The 16768-nt window shown below is 65.1% G+C and carries 15 protein-coding genes; 8 read left to right on the top strand and 7 right to left on the bottom strand.

Features of this window, described 5'->3' with window-relative positions; translation table 11 throughout:
- Position 1: 1 nt before the first annotated feature.
- From B6V75_RS13695 to B6V75_RS13715, 5 genes are all read right to left on the bottom strand, one after another.
- Entirely contained in the window at positions 2–1840 is a 1839-nt protein-coding gene (locus tag B6V75_RS13695) for a heavy metal translocating P-type ATPase (protein WP_075776986.1), read from the bottom strand.
- A 129-nt stretch (positions 1841–1969) separates the two neighbouring features.
- Positions 1970–3265 carry an MFS transporter gene (locus tag B6V75_RS13700; RefSeq protein ID WP_206198495.1) on the bottom strand — a complete coding sequence of 432 codons (1296 nt, stop codon included), beginning with the start codon at positions 3263–3265 and terminating at the stop codon, positions 1970–1972.
- Between the two features lie 114 nt (positions 3266–3379).
- Entirely contained in the window at positions 3380–4537 is a 1158-nt protein-coding gene (locus B6V75_RS13705) for a PAS domain S-box protein (protein ID WP_146735143.1), read from the bottom strand.
- Between the two features lie 49 nt (positions 4538–4586).
- A complete protein-coding gene (locus B6V75_RS13710; protein ID WP_346393647.1) occupies positions 4587–5486 on the bottom strand; it encodes an HAD-IIA family hydrolase in 900 nt (299 codons plus the stop codon).
- Positions 5487–5584: 98 nt separating this feature from the next.
- Positions 5585–6379, bottom strand: coding sequence for a DeoR/GlpR family DNA-binding transcription regulator (locus B6V75_RS13715; RefSeq protein ID WP_088720068.1), 795 nt, complete (start codon positions 6377–6379; stop codon positions 5585–5587).
- 171 nt (positions 6380–6550) lie between these two features.
- Here B6V75_RS13715 and B6V75_RS13720 point away from each other — a divergent pair, with 171 nt between their 5' ends.
- The 8 genes from B6V75_RS13720 (at position 6551) to B6V75_RS13755 (ending at position 15606) form a co-directional block, all read left to right on the top strand.
- On the top strand, positions 6551–8188 hold the full coding sequence (locus tag B6V75_RS13720; RefSeq protein ID WP_088720069.1) for a Na/Pi cotransporter family protein: 1638 nt from the start codon (positions 6551–6553) through the stop codon (positions 8186–8188).
- 123 nt (positions 8189–8311) lie between these two features.
- On the top strand, positions 8312–9154 hold the full coding sequence (locus B6V75_RS13725; RefSeq protein ID WP_088720070.1) for an SMP-30/gluconolactonase/LRE family protein: 843 nt from the start codon (positions 8312–8314) through the stop codon (positions 9152–9154).
- Between the two features lie 475 nt (positions 9155–9629).
- On the top strand, positions 9630–10682 hold the full coding sequence (gene pstS, locus B6V75_RS13730; RefSeq protein ID WP_088720071.1) for a phosphate ABC transporter substrate-binding protein PstS: 1053 nt from the start codon (positions 9630–9632) through the stop codon (positions 10680–10682).
- 77 nt (positions 10683–10759) lie between these two features.
- The gene (pstC, locus tag B6V75_RS13735) at positions 10760–11728 is read left to right on the top strand and encodes a phosphate ABC transporter permease subunit PstC (RefSeq protein WP_088720072.1); all 969 of its coding nucleotides are present in this window, start codon (positions 10760–10762) and stop codon (positions 11726–11728) included.
- A 3-nt stretch (positions 11729–11731) separates the two neighbouring features.
- The gene (gene pstA, locus B6V75_RS13740) at positions 11732–12571 is read left to right on the top strand and encodes a phosphate ABC transporter permease PstA (protein WP_075776978.1); all 840 of its coding nucleotides are present in this window, start codon (positions 11732–11734) and stop codon (positions 12569–12571) included.
- A gap of 29 nt (positions 12572–12600) precedes the next feature.
- On the top strand, positions 12601–13380 hold the full coding sequence (pstB, locus tag B6V75_RS13745; protein ID WP_075776999.1) for a phosphate ABC transporter ATP-binding protein PstB: 780 nt from the start codon (positions 12601–12603) through the stop codon (positions 13378–13380).
- Between the two features lie 69 nt (positions 13381–13449).
- On the top strand, positions 13450–14547 hold the full coding sequence (locus tag B6V75_RS13750; protein ID WP_088720073.1) for a transglutaminase domain-containing protein: 1098 nt from the start codon (positions 13450–13452) through the stop codon (positions 14545–14547).
- An 84-nt stretch (positions 14548–14631) separates the two neighbouring features.
- Positions 14632–15606 carry a glyceraldehyde 3-phosphate dehydrogenase NAD-binding domain-containing protein gene (locus tag B6V75_RS13755; protein ID WP_088720074.1) on the top strand — a complete coding sequence of 325 codons (975 nt, stop codon included), beginning with the start codon at positions 14632–14634 and terminating at the stop codon, positions 15604–15606.
- Positions 15607–15662: 56 nt separating this feature from the next.
- Here B6V75_RS13755 and B6V75_RS13760 read toward each other — a convergent pair whose 3' ends face one another.
- The gene (locus B6V75_RS13760; RefSeq protein WP_075776975.1) at positions 15663–16382 is read right to left on the bottom strand and encodes a Bax inhibitor-1/YccA family protein; all 720 of its coding nucleotides are present in this window, start codon (positions 16380–16382) and stop codon (positions 15663–15665) included.
- A gap of 134 nt (positions 16383–16516) precedes the next feature.
- Positions 16517–16747: a DUF1127 domain-containing protein gene (locus B6V75_RS13765; protein WP_088720075.1), complete on the bottom strand. Its 231-nt coding sequence runs from the start codon at positions 16745–16747 to the stop codon at positions 16517–16519.
- Positions 16748–16768 lie beyond the last annotated feature (21 nt).

Genomic DNA, 16768 nt, shown 5'->3' on the forward strand with positions numbered 1-16768 from the left:
CTCACTCGGGCCTGATCCGGAGGGCGCGCAAGGCGTTGAGGATGACGGCGACGTCGATCACCTCCTGCAAAATCGCCCCCTCGACCGGGGTGAGGTAGCCGTAGGCGGCCGCGATCATACCGAGCACGGAGAGCCCGATCCCGGCGGCGACGCTCTCGAAGGCGATCCGCCGCGAGGACGCGGCGATTTCGATTCCCGCGCGCAGTTGATCGATCCGGTCGACGAGAAGCACCACATCCGCCGCTTCGGCCGAGGCGGCGGCCCCGCGTGCGCCCATGGCGACGCCGACATCTGCCGCGGCGAGGGCGGGCGCGTCGTTCACGCCGTCGCCCACCATCATGACCGGCCCGTTCTTGCGCTCGGAGAGCACGAGGAGAACTTTCTGGTCCGGTGTGAGGCCCGCGCGCAACCCGTCGAGGCCGAGGCCCTCGGTCACACGCTCGGCGACGTCCGTCCGGTCGCCGGTGGCGAGCAGGATCCGGGCGATCCCCTCCTGACGCAGCCCGTCGAGCATCGCGCCCGCACCTTCGCGCAGCGGATCGGCCATCACCAGATGCCCGGCCATCCTGCCATCCACTGCGACGGCGACGAGAACCGCCCCGGCGGCCATCGCTGGGTGATCGCCCGGTTTGCGCCCGACCCGCGCCGCTACGAAATCGTCACCGCCGACGAAGACCTTGCGCCCCTCGACATGGCCGACGACTCCCTCGCCGGCGATTTCAGCCACATCCGAGGGGACGGGCAGGGTGAAGCCGCGCTCTTTCGCCTCAGCGACGATCGCCTGTGCTACGGGGTGTTTCGACGCCTGATCGAGCGCTGCGGCGAGGCGCAGGATCTCGTCCTCCTCCATCCCGTCATGGCTGTCGATGGACACGATCTGCGGGCGGCCGTCGGTCAGAGTCCCGGTCTTGTCGAGGATCAGCGTGCGGATACGCGCCATCGTCTCAAGCGGGCCCGCACCCTTGATGAGCACGCCGTAATGCGCCGCGCGCGAGAGGCCCGCGACCAGCGCGACCGGTACGGCGAGGATGAGCGGGCAGGGCGTCGCGACCACCAGAACGGCAACGGCCCGGATCGGGTCTCCGGTGAACCACCACGCGGCGAAGGCGATGGCGACGGTGACCACGAGAAAGCCCAGAGACCAGCGATCCGCCAGCCGCGACATCGGCGCCTTCGAGGCCTGCGCTTCCTCGACCAGCCGGACGATCCCGGCATAGGTGCTGTCCTTCGCGGGCCGCACCGCGATAAGGTCGAAGGCTTCGCCCGCGTTGGTCGAGCCGCTCATGATGTCGCCCCCGTGCGCCAGACGCACTGGCAAGGACTCCCCGGTCAGCGCCGATGTGTCCAGAAAAGCCGTCTCGGACGCCAAGGTCCCGTCCACGGGCACCACGTTGCCCTGATGGATCAGCAGGCGGTCCCCGGGGGCGATCTCGTCGAGGGAGATATCTTCCAGCTCGCCGTCGCGGTGACGCGTCGCGGTCCGAGGGACGCGGGAAAGCAGGTCGTGCATCTCCCGCCGGGCGCGGCCTTCGGCGAAGCTTTCGAGGAACGTGCCGCCGGAATACATCACCGCCACGACCGCGGCCGCGAGTGTTTCGTCAAAGACAAGCGCGGCGGTCATCGAGAGCGCGGCCACGATATCCAGACCGACTTCGCCGCGCCTCAGGCTGCGCGAGATTTCGTAAACCAGCGCGGCGAGGGTGGGCACGACGCCGACGACCCAGCTCGCTTTTGCCATGGCCTCGGCGCCCGCGAACCAGAAGGCGAGCCCCACGATCAGGGCCGCTGCGGCGAGCGCGAGAAGAGCGAGCTTGAAACGGTCGGTTCCGCGCTGTTCCATCCGGTCTGCGTTCCTTCTGCACGGTTCACGGTCGATCGCGCGTCAGTCCGCAGAGGATCGCGCCGATACCGTGATAGCGCATCCCGGCGATCGGTCCAGCTTTCAATCGGGTTTCGCCAGGCGATCCGGTCAGCGCAAGGGCGCGCGGCTGCGATCCGGGGTGAAGACGAGTGCGACCACAGCGATCAAGCCCGCCACGAGCATGTAGAGCGCGGGGGCGGTGACGAGGCCCGTCGCGGCGATGAGGCTCGTTGCGATCATCGGGGTGAGACCTCCGAAGATGCCGAGGCCGATGTTGAAGGCCACGGAATAGCCCGAGAGCCGGTCCCGCTCGGGGAACATCTCCGCGAACAGGGCGGGCCCCGATCCCAGCGGTACGGCCAAGAGCAGGAAGCTCACCGCATGCGCCACCACCACGGGCAGAATCGCGCCGCCTGACGTGAGCATCCATTCGTGCAAGGGCCACGCGGCCAGCGCCAACGACCCGATCGCCCGAGCGATCCAGACCTTGCGCGGCAGCCACCGGTCGCCCACGATCGCCGCCAGTGGCATCGCGGGGATCACGAGGACCGTCATCGCGGTGTTGATCAGAAGCGCCGTGTCTCGCGCCATCAAGCCCTGACCGGACAGCCATTCCGGAAGATAGACGAAGGCGATGTAGTAGCAGGTGCCGTAACTGGCCGCGAAGGTCACCGCCAGAAGCGTCTCTTTACGGTTCGTCGTGAAGGCTTCGAGAAGGGGGGACGTCTCGTCGCGCCCCTCCTGATGCTGCCGGAAATGCTCGGACATGTGCAGGTTGCGGCGGATCAGGATCGCCACTGTCCCGAGGAGTGCGCCCCCAAGGAAGGGAAGGCGCCACGCCCAATCGGCGAGCGTCTGCGCGTCGAACAGGTTCGTCACCAGCGCCGCCGCCCCGACCCCGAGAAGTGATCCCGACATGGAGCCGATATTGGCCCAGCTCCCCGTCAGGCCGCGTTTCTTCAGGGGTGCGGTTTCGACAAGATAGGTCGCCGAGGACGAGAACTCCCCACCGACCGACAGGCCCTGCAGCAGCCGCACCAGAACCAGAAGTGCCGGCGCCAGCACGCCGACCTGCGCATAGGTTGGTAATATGCCCAGAAACAGCGTCGGCATCGCCATCATCACGACCGAGATCTGCATCGTTCGGGCGCGCCCGTAGCGGTCGCCGAACCACCCGAACACCGCCGCGCCTAGAGGACGCATCAGGAACCCGGCCGCGAAAATCCCGTAGGTTGCAATCAGGCCCGCGGTCGGGTCGTTCGAGGGGAAGAAGACCGGGGCGATGACGCCCGCCAGATAGCCATAGAGCGCGAAGTCATACCATTCGACCACGTTGCCGATGAAGCCGGCCATGATCCGGTGCCGAAGCTCTGCCGGTTTGGATGCGCTGTCGTCCCGCGTCATTGCCGAGCCTCGTGATTTTGCCGCCATCTTTGAGGTATACGTAGCCCTTACTCCGGCCCGGACGCAAATCGGCAGGCCAGACCTTCAGGTCGCACATCTCGATGCCGGTCGCTCTCACGACATTTCCGATACGGCGGCCAGATCGAGGTCCAAGGTCGCGACCAGACCCTCTGGCGTGAATTCGCGCGAGAAGCTACCTCCGAGCGAGGTTGATACGGTCAGCCGGCACAGGGACGTGCCAAACCCCTTGCTTTCTGCTTGGCCCGACCCCGCTTCGGTGATGCCGGGTTCTTTCCACGTGAGCCCGAAGCGCCCGTCTTCTATCTCGGCGTTTATCTCGATGCCGTGGCCGTCCCGCGAAAGGCCACCGTACTTCACCGAGTTCGTCGCGAGTTCGAACAGAACGAGCGTCAGGGGCGTGATCGCGGCGGGTCGCACCTGAATATCGGGAAGCGAGGTCTGGACCGTCGCCCCTTCGCTGAAAGGTTTCAGGATGGTGCTCACGAGATAGGAGAGCGGCATGCCTTCCGCTTCGTCGCCGGATGGGTCGTTCACCGTCATCGAGTTGAGCGACGCGATGGCGTGGAGACGGCAGCGCATTTCGGAACTGAGCTGCTCGACGCTTTCCGCCTGTCGCGCGGCCACGGCAATCAGGGAGGCCGCGACGGCGAAGGCGTTCCCGACCCTGTGGCGCATCTCTGACAGGAGCAGCCGCTGCTGCTCTGCCAGTTGATGCTGCAAGGTGATGTCGCGCGCGATCTTAGATGCGCCGACGACATGTCCCTCGGCATCGCGCACGGGCGAGACGGTCAGCGACACCGGGACAGGGCTTCCATCTTTGCGTTGACGGACCGTTTCGTAATTCGCGATCCGCTCGCCGCGCCGCAGGCGGGCGATGAAGTCGACCTCCTCGTCCATCCGGTCGTCGGGAAAGATGATCGTGATCGGCCGGCCGATGGCTTCTTCCGCAGTGTAGCCAAACAGCTTCTCCGCGCCGCGGTTCCAGCTCAGGATGATGCTGTTGAGGTCCTTGGTGACGATCGCATCTTCCGAGCTTTCCACGATAGCGGCCAAATGCTGTTGGATGCTCTCTGGTGAGTCCATGACAGGTCTGGTCTCCATGCTTTTCCGGCAACAGATACTAAAAGATGCATATGAAGTATACCCTTTAGCCCGGCGGCGTAAGGCGTGCCCGAGGGCATTGCCCGGCCACGCGTTGTCGCCGAGACGGCGCGACGCCGCATGCCGCATGGCAGCAAGGACGGGGCGCACGGCTCAAGTCTCGCGCTGAGGGCGTCGAACTATACTGGTCGCCGCAGGCTCACGGGCGTTGCAGCACGAAGTCCGGACAGATGCCGCAGGTCGCGATTGCCGCTTGCGCGTCCTCGCCGCCGAAGAACCCGTATCCCGCGATCAGGGCAGAGCGAATACCGGCGGCCTGCGCGCCGAGAATGTCGGTGTGCAGGCTGTCGCCGACCATCAGCACGCGCGCGGGGTCGACCGGGCCGAGACGCGCGAAGGCGAGATCGTAGATATTGGTGAAGGGCTTGCCGAAGAACTCCGGCGCGATGCCCGTCGCATCGGCGAGCCGGTGGGCAAAGTGCCCCGGTTCCTGCGTGAAACCGATCTCGCGCGGGGCGACGATGTCGGGATTGCCGACCCAGACCGGGCGCGGGTTGTCGCGCAGAGAGGCTTCGAGCAGGGCGTGCCGCTCCTCGGTCCATTCCGCCGCGCCGATCAGAAGGAAGCCCTCGACCGCGTCGTAGGCGGCACGGTCTTCGGCGAGCCATGTGACATCGAACGCGTCCAACTCGCCGATCCCGGCCGCGCGGCTCGCCATCAGACCCCAGGCGCGCGGAGGGGCGGTGCGCAGGGCGGAGACGAGGGCGGCACGGCTGGTGACGACATCCTCGGGAGCGAAGCTGTAGCCGAGCCGCGTGTATTTTTGCATCAGGGTGTCGTGCGGGAAGCCCGCCGCGTTCGACACGACCATTACCCGCTTGCCCGCCGCTTGCAGCGTCGCGACGCGCTCGGGCGTGCCCTCGATGGCGGTCTCGCCGATATTGAGCACGCCGAACGCATCGAGCAGAAAGACGTCGAACAGATCGGCAAGCTCCGAGAGGTCGCGGGCCATCCGGCTCGTCTTGGTCAGCCCGGGGGAGGGCAGTCTGTGGCGCGCGCGCTCATAGGCCACAAGCGCTTCCTGCGCTGTCATTGTCATCAGAAGGTCGTCCCTAAGCACTTTCGTCGATGGCCATGCGCTTATCACCACTGCGGTCGCGATCACCAGCCGGTTCGGGCGCGCCTGTGACCTTGCCGTCATTTCGCGAGCAGCACGTCCACGCCGTTCTTTCGCAGCGCCTCTTCCAGATCGGCGGGCGGTGCGCGGTCCACCACCACCGAGGCCAGCGCCCCGAGCGTCGCGGCGCGCGTGAAACCATGAATGCCGAATTTCGAGCCGAGGATCAGCAGCATCCCCGCCTGCGCCTGCGCGAGCATCGCGCGTTTGACCGCAGCGAAGCCCGGAATGGACTCGGACACGCCCTCGAGCGAAAGCGCCGTGGCGCCGATCACCGCCCGGTCGACGTGATGGCGTGACAGGAAATCGAGCGTCTCTTCGCCCACGACCGCCGACTCCGTGGGCAGGTAATTCCCCGGCGCGAGGATCACGTCCGCCCCCTCGCTACCACCGAGAAGCATGGCGATGGGCAGGGAATTGGTGATCACACGACAGGGCGTTCCTGCCATGGCGAGAAATCTGGCCATCTGCTGCGTGGTCGAGCCGGAGTCGATCATCAGCGTCTCGCCAGCGGCGACCTGCGCGGCGGCCATGCGGCCGATCCGCTCGCGCTCCTGAAACTGGTCGCGTTCGCGCTCGTCCAGCGTGGGATAGTGGCCAGGATGGGGCCGCGACGCGCCGCCATGCGCGCGGTCGATCAGCCCTTTTTCTTCGAGCGCATCGAAATCTCGCCGTATCGTCTCTGTCGAGACCCCGAACCGTGCCGCGAGTTCCGAGATGCGCAAGTGCGGGCGCAGCTTCAACTCGAACAGGATCTGTTCCCGCCGGTCGCGTTTGCGGAGCCGCGTTCCCTCTTGTTTCGCGCTCGCGTCCATTGCCTCTCCCGAAAGGTGATCCTTTCACCGCGTTCCTAAAAATTGATGTGGGCTATGCCTCGTAATTTCAAGAAAAATGTTGCTAATGCCACATTTTGATGCAGTTTAACTTGAAAAGGACCGCGCGCCGTCGGAGGTAACCCGGTCGGCGTGCGGGATTTGGGAGAGCGCATGATCTATTTCCTGATCGATCTGGCGGGCGCGGTGGCGCTGCTTCTCTGGGCGGTTCGGCTGATCCGCACCGGGGTCGAGCGCGCTTTCATGGCGTCGCTGCGACAGTTCCTGCGCCGTACGGCCGGGACGCGGATCAGCGCGATGGCGGCGGGGACGGGGGCGGCGATGCTGCTGCAAAGTTCGACCGCCGTCGCGATCCTGACTGCAGGTTTTGCCGCGAGCGGAACATTGGCGGCGATCTCTGGCGTGGCGCTCGTGCTGGGCGCCGATCTGGGCTCGTCGATCGTGGCCCAGATCCTGCTCTCGCCGATTCATGTGCTGGTGCCCGCGCTGCTGGTGATCGGGGTGACGCTGTTTCTCAAATCGAAAGCCCGGCGGCCGCGGCAGGCGGGGCGTATCTTCGTGGGGCTGGCGCTGGTGCTGCTCTCGCTCGGGCTGATCGGCGAGGCGACGGCGCCCCTGCGCGAAAGCGCGCTCGTCAATGCGGTGCTAACGCGGTTGGGCAGCGATCTGGTCTCGGCCTTCGTCCTCGGGGCCCTGCTGACCTGGGCGATGCATTCCTCTATTGCGGCGGTGCTGATGTTCGTGACCTTCGCCGGGCAAGGCCTGCTGCCGGGGCCGGGCGCTGCGGCGATGGTGCTCGGCGCCAATCTCGGCGGGGCGATCATCCCGGTGATGCTGACCCTCTCGGCCGATCCGATCCCGCGCCGGATCATGGTGTCGAATTTCGTCCTGCGCGGGGGCGGGGCCATGCTCGTGCTGCTCGGCCTGATTTTCTATCCGCAAGCGCTCGACTTCTTGGGTGGCACGATGGCGCGGCGGGTGATCAATCTGCACCTCGTCTTCAACCTCGGCGTCGCAATCCTGTCGCTTCCGCTGATCCCGTCGGTGCTGCGCCTTGCCGGAGCGGTCGTGGCGGACCGCAAGGAGATGTCGCCCACTCGGATCAGCGCCCTCGATCAAAAGGGGCTCGGCGATCCGGGGCATGCGCTCGGCAATGCGGCACGCGAGCTGTTGCGCATGGGCGAGTCGGTCTTCGAGATGCTGCAACCCGCCTTGGGGCTCTTCGTGCATTGGGATCCGGAAATCGCCGCCCGCATCAAGCGCACCGAGAACGAAGTCGACCGGATGCATTACGAGATCAAGCTCTATGTCGCGCGGCTCAACGAGACACGGCTGAGCACCGAGCAATCCCGGCGCGCGATGGAGATCGCGATGGTCGCGAACCATCTCGAGGATGCGGGCGACCAGATCTCGACCAATCTCGTGGATCTCGCGCAGCGTATCCACGAACGCGGCCTGACCTTCTCCGAAGAGGGGCTGCGTGAGCTGACCGATTTCCACGACCGAGTCGCGTCGAATGCGCGGGTTGCGCTGAACGTCCTGATGTCGGGCGAGATCGACGACGCGCGACAGCTCGTGGAGGAGAAAGACCGCACCCGCGCCGCCGAGGCCGAATTGCAGGCCGCACACCTCGCCCGGCTGCGTGCGAATAACAGCGCCTCCATCGAGACCACGAATATCCATCAGGAAACCGTGCGCGCGCTGAAGCAGATCAACACGGACATGACCTATGTCGCCTACCCGATCCTCGAACAGGCGGGCGATCTTCGGGCGACGCGGCTGACCGGGTGAGCCTAGCGCAGCCTGGAGACCCGTCGCGCCTTGCGGAGGGTCGATTGCCGGAACAAGTCCTGGACCCTCTTGCCCGAGGACTTGCAGGAGTGAGAGGGTTCCGCAAATTGCGGGAGGAAATAGATGAGCGTGTTTGACGACAGGGTTTGCGAACTGGGCGAGGGGCCGTTCTGGCATCCCGAGCGTAGCCAGTTTTTCTGGTTCGACATCCTGAACCGCCGGCTGCTGACGCGCGATGCCAACGGGCCGAGCGAATGGCAGTTCGAGGGTATGGCCTCGGCGGCGGGCTGGGTGGACCGCGAGCGGATGATCCTCGCGACCGAGATCGGGCTGTCTCTGTTCAACATTGCCGAGGGGACGCTCGAGCCGCTCATCGAGGTGGAAGGCGACGATCCCGGCACCCGCTCGAATGACGGGCGCGCGGATCGGCAGGGCGGCTTCTGGTTCGGCACGATGGGCAAAAAGGCCGAGCGACGGCGCGGTGCGATCTACCGCTATTACCGCGGCGAGCTACGTCGTCTGGTCACGGAGATTTCGATCCCCAACGCGATTTGCTTCACGCCGGATGGCCGGACTGCCTATTTCGCAGATACGCCCAGCCACAAGGTCTGGCGTCAGCCGCTGGATGCGGATGGCTGGCCCGAGGGGGAGCGGAGACCTTTTCTCGACCTCTCGGCCGAGGGCCTCTATCCCGACGGCGCGGTGGTCGATGCCGAGGGTGGCCTCTGGTGCGCGCTGTGGAGTTCCGGGCGCGTGGCCCGCTTCGATGCGGAAGGTCGTATGACCCACCATCTCGATCTGCCCGGGAGGAACAGCACCTGTCCGGCCTTCGGCGGCGCGGATATGCGCGACCTGCTGGTTACGAGCGCGCTGGAGGGCATGACCGACCCGGATGCGGCGCAAGGCCTGACCTATCTTCTGCGCGCGCCGTTCGTGGGCATTCCCGAGCCGTGCGTGATCTTGTGAGCGGCCCGGCGGCCCGGCAGGTCGCGTAGTTGACCTGCGGAGGCCGAGCATGGCGAGTCAGCCGGTCGCCGCAGGGCTGTGGCGCCGCGACTCGGGGTCGCTGGGGATGAACAATCCGGCCCTCACGGACGCTGCTTGAGAGAGAAACCGTCACAAAAAACGCCTGCCACCTGTCATTTTCTCGGGGAAATTTACACGAGGGGTGGCCCAAAACGCGCGTGCCTCGCGACCTTGCGATTTTGTCGTGATCGATAGCGGTGCGCGAAAGCGTCTTGCAGGTCGTCATTTTCGGGGCGTCCGTGCGCCGCGCCTCGTGATCCCGAAGTCCGCGAAAACGTCCGAATATCACGGCCTTTCACGCAGTCGCGACTGTTACATAGCTGTCAAGAAGCCCCGTCATTAGTCCCCCCAGCGGACGGGACGAGTTTCGTTACCGCGTTCACAGTATCCGAATTCTGACAGCGAGGACTGTTCAATGTTCATCACCCGCCTCACCCTCTCCGCCGCGATCGCCGGTGCGACGCTGGCTTCGGCCGCCGCCGTGCAGGCCGCCGATATCTCCGGCGCCGGCGCGACCTTCCCCTACCCGATCTACTCGGACTGGGCGAAAACCTACAAAGAGAAGACCGGTACCGGTCTCAACTATCAGGCCATCGGCTCGGGCGGTGGCATCAAGCAGATCGAGTCCCGCACCGTGACCTTCGGCGCGTCCGACAAGCCGCTCGGCGGCGACGAGCTGGAGAAGAACACGCTGGTTCAGTTCCCGACCGTCATGGGCGGCATCGTTCCGGTCGTGAACGTCGAAGGCATCAAGCCGGGCGAGCTGGTTCTCGACGGCGAGACGCTGGCGAAAATCTACGAAGGCAAGATCACCAAGTGGAACGATCCGGCCATCGCGAAGCTCAATGACGGCGTGAAGCTCCCCGATGCGGCAATCGCCGTTGTCCACCGTTCGGACGGTTCGGGCACCACCTTCAACTACACCTATTACCTCGCCTCGGTCGACGAGACCTGGAAGAACGATATCGGCGTCTCGACCTCGGTCGAATGGCCGGTGGGTCTTGGCGCCAAGGGTAACCAGGGCGTGGCCGCGAATGTCGATCAGACGAAGAACTCGATCGGCTATGTCGAATATGCCTACGCGCTGCAGAACAACATGACCTACACGGACATGATCAACAAAGCAGGCAAGAAAGTCGCGCCGAAGGCCGAAGCCTTCGCCGCTGCCGCCGCCAATGCCGACTGGTCGAGCCAGCCGGGCTTCGGCGTGATCCTCGCCAACCAGCCGGGCGACAAGACCTGGCCGATGACCGCGGCGACCTTCATCCTGATGCACAAGGATGCCAAGGACGGCGCAGCGTCGAAAGAGGCGCTGAAGTTCTTCGACTGGGCCTACGCCAACGGCGACGACGCCGCGGCGAAGCTGGACTACATCCCGATGCCCGACAATGTCGTGGCCCAGATCAAGAAGGAATGGGGCCAGATCAAGGGCAAGGACGGCAACCCCGTCTGGGCCATGAACAACTGATCCTTCCTTCATAAACACCTTCGGGGGAGGGCCGTGACTGCGGCCCTCCCTTTCTGCGATTTTGAGTGGAGTGCGCGATGACGGCGACAAGCGATTACGAGAGAGGCGTGAAGAGCGCGCGCCCGGTGGCCCAGTCCGATCGGATTTTCGGAACCTTGACGCTGGCCGCCGCGGTGGTGGTGCTGCTGGTCCTTCTGGGCGTGTTCGTCTCGCTCATCATGGGGGCGTGGCCGGCACTCAAGGAATACGGGCTGCCGTTCCTGTGGACCGAGAAATGGAACCCGGTGACCGAAAAGTTCGGCGCGCTGGCACCGCTCTACGGCACGGTCGTCACCTCGATCATCGCGATGGTCATAGCGGTGCCGGTGGGCCTTGGCATCGCGATCTTCCTGACGGAGACCTGCCCGCGCATGTTGCGTCGCCCGTTGGGGATCGCGATCGAGCTGCTCGCGGGCATCCCCTCGATCATTTACGGCATCTGGGGCCTCTTCGTCTTCGCGCCCTTCATGCAGAGCTATATCCAGCCCTTCCTGATCGACACGCTGGGCAATGTCCCGGTGATCGGCTCTCTCTTCGCGGGCCCGCCCTACGGGATCGGGATGCTGACGGCGGGGCTGATCCTCGCGATGATGATCCTGCCCTTCATCGCCTCGCTCGCGCGTGACATCTTCCAGACGGTGCCGCCGATGCTGCGTGAAAGCGCCTATGGCATGGGCATGACCCGCTGGGAGGTGAACCGCCACATCGTTATCCCGCATGTGCGCACCGCGCTGGTGGGCGGTATCATGCTGTCGCTCGGCCGCGCGCTGGGCGAGACGATGGCCGTGACCTTCGTGATCGGCAACGCGCATCGCATCTCGGGCTCGATCCTCGCGCCGGGCACGACGATCTCGGCGGCCATCGCCAACGAATTCACCGAGGCCACGACGCCGATCTACACCTCATCGCTTATCGCGCTGGGCCTCGTTCTGTTCATCCTCACCTTCATCGTGCTCGCCGCTGCCCAGTGGATGCTCAAGCGCATGAAGCAAAAGTCGGGAGCGTAACGCATGGCTTCGATGACCCGCAGAAAGACCGTCAACGCGGTGATGATGACGCTGTCCACGGGGGCGGCGGCGCTCGGCCTCTTCGTGCTGGCCGTGATCCTGCTCTACCTGCTCTACAAGGGAGCGAGCGCGCTGAACCTAGCCGTCTTCACGCAAGACACGCCCTCGCCGATGGAGCCGGGCGGCTTGCGCAACGCGATCCTCGGCTCGGTGATCATGTCGGTGATCGCGGTGGCGATCGGGACGCCGATTGGCATCCTCGCCGGGACCTACATGGCGGAATACGGGCGCTATGCGAAGCTGTCCAAAGTGATCCGTTTCGTGAACGACATCCTGCTGTCGGCGCCGTCGATCATCGTCGGCCTCTTCGTCTATCAGGTGCTCGTCGTCAGCCTCGGGCATTTCTCCGCGCTTGCGGGCTCGGTCGCGCTGGCGATCCTCGTGATCCCGATCGTCGTGCGCACCACAGAGGACATGCTGCGCCTCGTGCCCGATCAGCTGCGCGAAGCGGGGCTTGCGATGGGCTGGCCGCGCTGGATCGTGATCCGCACGGTCGCTTACAAGGCGGCGATGGCGGGGATCGTGACCGGCGTGCTGCTGGCCATCGCCCGGATTTCGGGCGAGACTGCGCCGCTTCTGTTCACGGCGCTCAGCAACAATTTCTTCAGCCTCGATCTGACGCAGCCGATGGCCTCGCTACCGATCACCATCTTCCAATTCGCGCTCTCGCCCTACGATAACTGGCAGGCCCTTGCCTGGGCAGGCGCGCTTCTCATCACCGTCGCGGTGCTGGCGCTGTCGATTGTCGCCCGCCTTGTCACCTCCAAGAAGGAGAAACACTGATGGATACCCTCACCCGCGAACGCTCGCCGATGACCTTCGACGGGGTCGATCCCGCGCCGAAACCGCGCATCTCGATCAAGAATCTCGATTTCTTCTACGGTGATTTCAAAGCCCTGAAATCGATCAATCTGGACCTGCCCGAGAACCGCGTGACGGCCTTCATCGGCCCGTCGGGTTGCGGCAAGTCCACGCTCCTGCGCGTGCTCAACCGCATGTATGACCTCTATCCGAAGCAGACCGCGACGGGGGAAGTGCTGCTCGATGGCGAGAATATCCTCGGCAAGAAGGTCGATCTGAACCGGCTGCGCGCGAAGGTGGGCATGGTGTTCCAGAAACCCACGCCCTTCCCGATGACGATCCACGAGAATATCGCTTTCGGTCTCCGCCTCGCGAATTACGCGAAATCCGAGATCGACGACCGGGTGCAGGCGGCGCTGAAAGGCGCGGCGCTCTGGGACGAGGTGAAAGACAAGCTGCAAAGCTCGGGCCAGTCGCTCTCGGGTGGTCAGCAGCAGCGCCTGTGCGTCGCGCGCACCATCGCGGTGGAACCGGAGGTGATCCTGCTCGACGAACCGGCTTCCGCGCTCGACCCGATCTCGACCGGCAAGCTGGAGGAGACGATCCACCAGCTCAAGGAGCAGTTCACCATCGCCATCGTCACCCACAACATGCAGCAGGCGAGCCGCGTCAGCGACCGCACCGCCTTCATGTATCTGGGCGAGCTGATCGAAGAGGGCGAGACCGCTCAGATTTTCACCCGCCCGCGGGTCGAGCGCACGTCGGATTACATCACTGGCCGTTTCGGCTGAGCGCACGGATGCCTTGTTCTTGCAGGGACGCGGGCGTAGAACGCGGCCAGAATTCAGCGGAGTGGTGACATGGCTTTGAACAGACGGCGTCTTCTGCAACTCGGCGCGGCTTCGGTGGCGCTGGCGGCCAGCCCGCGCGGCGCGATGGCGGCGTTCGATCCCAAGCCCACGGGCTGGCGCAACTTCGAGCTGGTCACCAAAGTCAGCCTGCCCGGCGGCGGCGAGACGGCGCAGCTTTGGGTGCCGGTACCCTCCGTGCATGGCGACGGCTGGATGAAGCCCGGCGCGGTGAACTGGGAAAGCGATGCGGACGAGGTGCAGATCGTGAACGCGCCCGATAGCGGCACTCCGATGGTGCATGCCGTCTGGGGCGCTTCCGAGGGCCCGCGCAAGCTGACCGTGACCGCACAGGCCCAGACGCAGGACTTCGTGGTCGATCTGAGCAAACCGGGCGACGTGGAGCCGCTCGACGAGGTCGAGCGTGCGCGTTTCACCGCCGCGACCAAGCTGCTGCCGACCGACGGGATCGTGAAGCAGACCGCCGACTCGATCACCCGTGGAAAGACCGGCGATCTGGAGAAAGCCCGCGCGATCTACGAGTGGATCGTCGCGAACACCGTGCGCAACCCGAAGACGCCGGGCTGCGGGTTGGGCGATATCGCCTTCATGCTGACCTCGGGCGATCTGTCGGGCAAATGCGCCGACCTCAACGCGCTCTTCGTGGGTCTGGCGCGCGCCGCCGGGATCCCTGCGCGCGATGTCTATGGCATCCGCGTCGCGCCCTCGCGTTTCGGCTACAAGAGCCTCGGTCTGAAATCCGACGACGCCACCGGCGCGCAGCATTGCCGCTCGGAGGTTTGGCTGAGCGGCTTCGGCTGGGTGCCTGCCGATGCCGCCGATGTGCGCAAGGTGATGCTGCAGGAAGGCAAGGGGCATCTGGGCCTCAAAGACCCCAAAGTGGTCGATGTGCGTGCGAAGCTCTTCGGCGCATGGGAAGGCAACTGGGTCGCCTATAACTACGCGCATGACGTGGATCTGCCGGGTTCGGACGGGCCGGAGCTGCCCTATCTTATGTATCCGCAGGCCGAGATCGACGGCAAACGCCGCGACTATCTCGACGCCAAGGACTTCACCTACCAGATCACCGCGCGCGAATTGTCCGCTTGAGGCGGTCTCTGCCGTATCGGTGACAATCGCGCGCTTTCCCTTGGCGCCTCGCGGCGCTAAGGGCGGTTGCAGGAGGTGCGCCAGATGCGTGTTTTCATAAACGGGTTCGGACGGATCGGTCGCTCGGTGCTGCGCGCCTGGGCGGAGGCGCCTGCGCGCTGGCCGGGGCTGGAGATCGTGGGCGTGAACGATATCGAAGCGCCCGAGATGCTGGCTTACCTCTTCGAATATGACAGCGTCTTCGGCCCGTGGCGCGGGCGTGTCACGCTGGAAGAGGGCGCGCTGGTGATCAACGGCACCCGGATCGCGCTGCACCGCGCGGATGATATCTCCACGCTCGATCTGTCTGGCATTGATCTGGTGATGGAATGCACCGGTCGGGCCGACAGTCCGCAGATTGCAGGGCAGGGGATCGCGGGCGGCGCGTCTCGCGTGCTGATATCGGGACCTGCCAAAGCGGCGGAGATCACGGTGGTTCTGGGCGCGAATGACGCGGCGCTGAACGGGCAGAAGATCGTCTCCAATGCAAGCTGCACGACGAATGCGCTGGCGCCGCTCGCGCGGCTGATCGATGCGGAATTCGGGATCGTCACCGGCTCGATGACGACGGTGCATTGCTATACCGGCTCGCAGCCCACGGTCGACAAGCCGCGCGGCCCGATGGAACGCTCGCGCGCGGCGGCGCTCTCGATGGTGCCGACGACGACCTCTGCGGGCAAGCTGATGGAAGAGGTGCTGCCCGATCTCGCCGGTCGCCTGATCGCGCAGGCGGTGCGGGTGCCCACGGCCTCCGTCTCGGCGGTTGATCTGGCGGTGACGGTGAAAAATCCCGCCACGGTCGAACAGGTCAACGCGATGCTGCGGGACGCAGGCGGGGTGATCGGCACGACCGGGAAGCCGCTCGTCTCCACCGATCTGCGCGCGCGCCCCGAGAGCGTCGTCATGGCGCTGCCCGAGACGCGGGCGACCGCGCACGGGCTGATCCGGGTCTTCGGCTGGTATGACAATGAGTGGGGCTTCTCCAACCGGATGCTGGATATGGCACTACGGATGGGCTGACATGAAAAAGCCCCGCCGGAAGGGCGGGGCTTTCGAATGTCTCGTGGGCGTGCCGATTACTGGCGGTTGCCCATGAATTGCAGCAGGAACATGAACAGGTTCAGGAAGTCCAGGTAGAGCTGCAGCGCGCCGATGATGGCGGCCTTGCCCATGAACTCCGAGTCGCTGGCAGCGAGCTGCAGGTAGGTGTTCTTGATGTTCTGCGTGTCGTAAGCCGTGAGGCCCGCGAAGATCAGAACGCCGATCACCGAGATCGCGAAGGCCATCGCCGAGGAGGCGAGGAAGATGTTCACGATCGAGGCGACGATCAGGCCGATCAGACCCATCATCAGGAACGAGCCCATCGCGGAAAGGTTACGCTTCGTGGTGTAGCCGTAAAGCGAGAGACCCGCGAAGGAGATCGCCGTCACGAGGAAGGTCTGCGCGATCGAGATGCCGGTATAGGCGGCGAAGATGAAGCTGATCGACAGGCCCATCAGCGCGGCATAGACGAAGAACACGATCTGCGCCGTGCTGGTCGACATCTTGTTGATCATCGCGCCGAAGGCGAAGACGATCGCCAGCGGGGCCAGCATCACAACCCATTTGAGGCCCGAACCGAAGATCGCGGCAACGAGCGCCGGGTTCGTACCCACACCAAACGCTACGGCCCCGGTCACCAGCATCGCCAGCGACATAAGTCCGTAGACCTTGTTCATATGTGCGCGAAGACCCTCGTCAATCGCAGCCTGACGCGTGCCCGCGCGAGGGGTCCGCATCGTTTCGAAATCAGCCATCAGCACCTCCAACTATGTCGTCCGGTCGTCCCTCGGACCGGTTTCCCGACCGATATTGGCAGAGCAGCCCCGGAATTCAAGATTTGGGGCTGCCGGAAAATGCGTCGTTTCACATGGTTTTCACAGGTTGTGCCTCAGCGACCCGCGCGCCAGTGGTCGGGGGCGTCCCAAATCCGGCGCCGGACCTCGAACGCGGCTTCGGACTCGGTCAGCCCGATATCCTCGAGAAGCCTTGCATCGAGCCGCGCCAACGCTCGGCGCGAGCGGTAATGGGTGACAATCGCGGCGAGCGTGGCAAGGGCGCTCCGCCGGGCGGGGCGGTCAGGCGCGCAGCAGGCGGCGTTGCGCTGGGTCAGGAAGGTCATCGTCTTATCCTCCGTGGGTGA

This window comes from Thioclava sp. F1Mire-8 (genome assembly GCF_002213165.1).
Classification (GTDB): Bacteria; Pseudomonadota; Alphaproteobacteria; order Rhodobacterales; family Rhodobacteraceae; genus Thioclava; species Thioclava nitratireducens.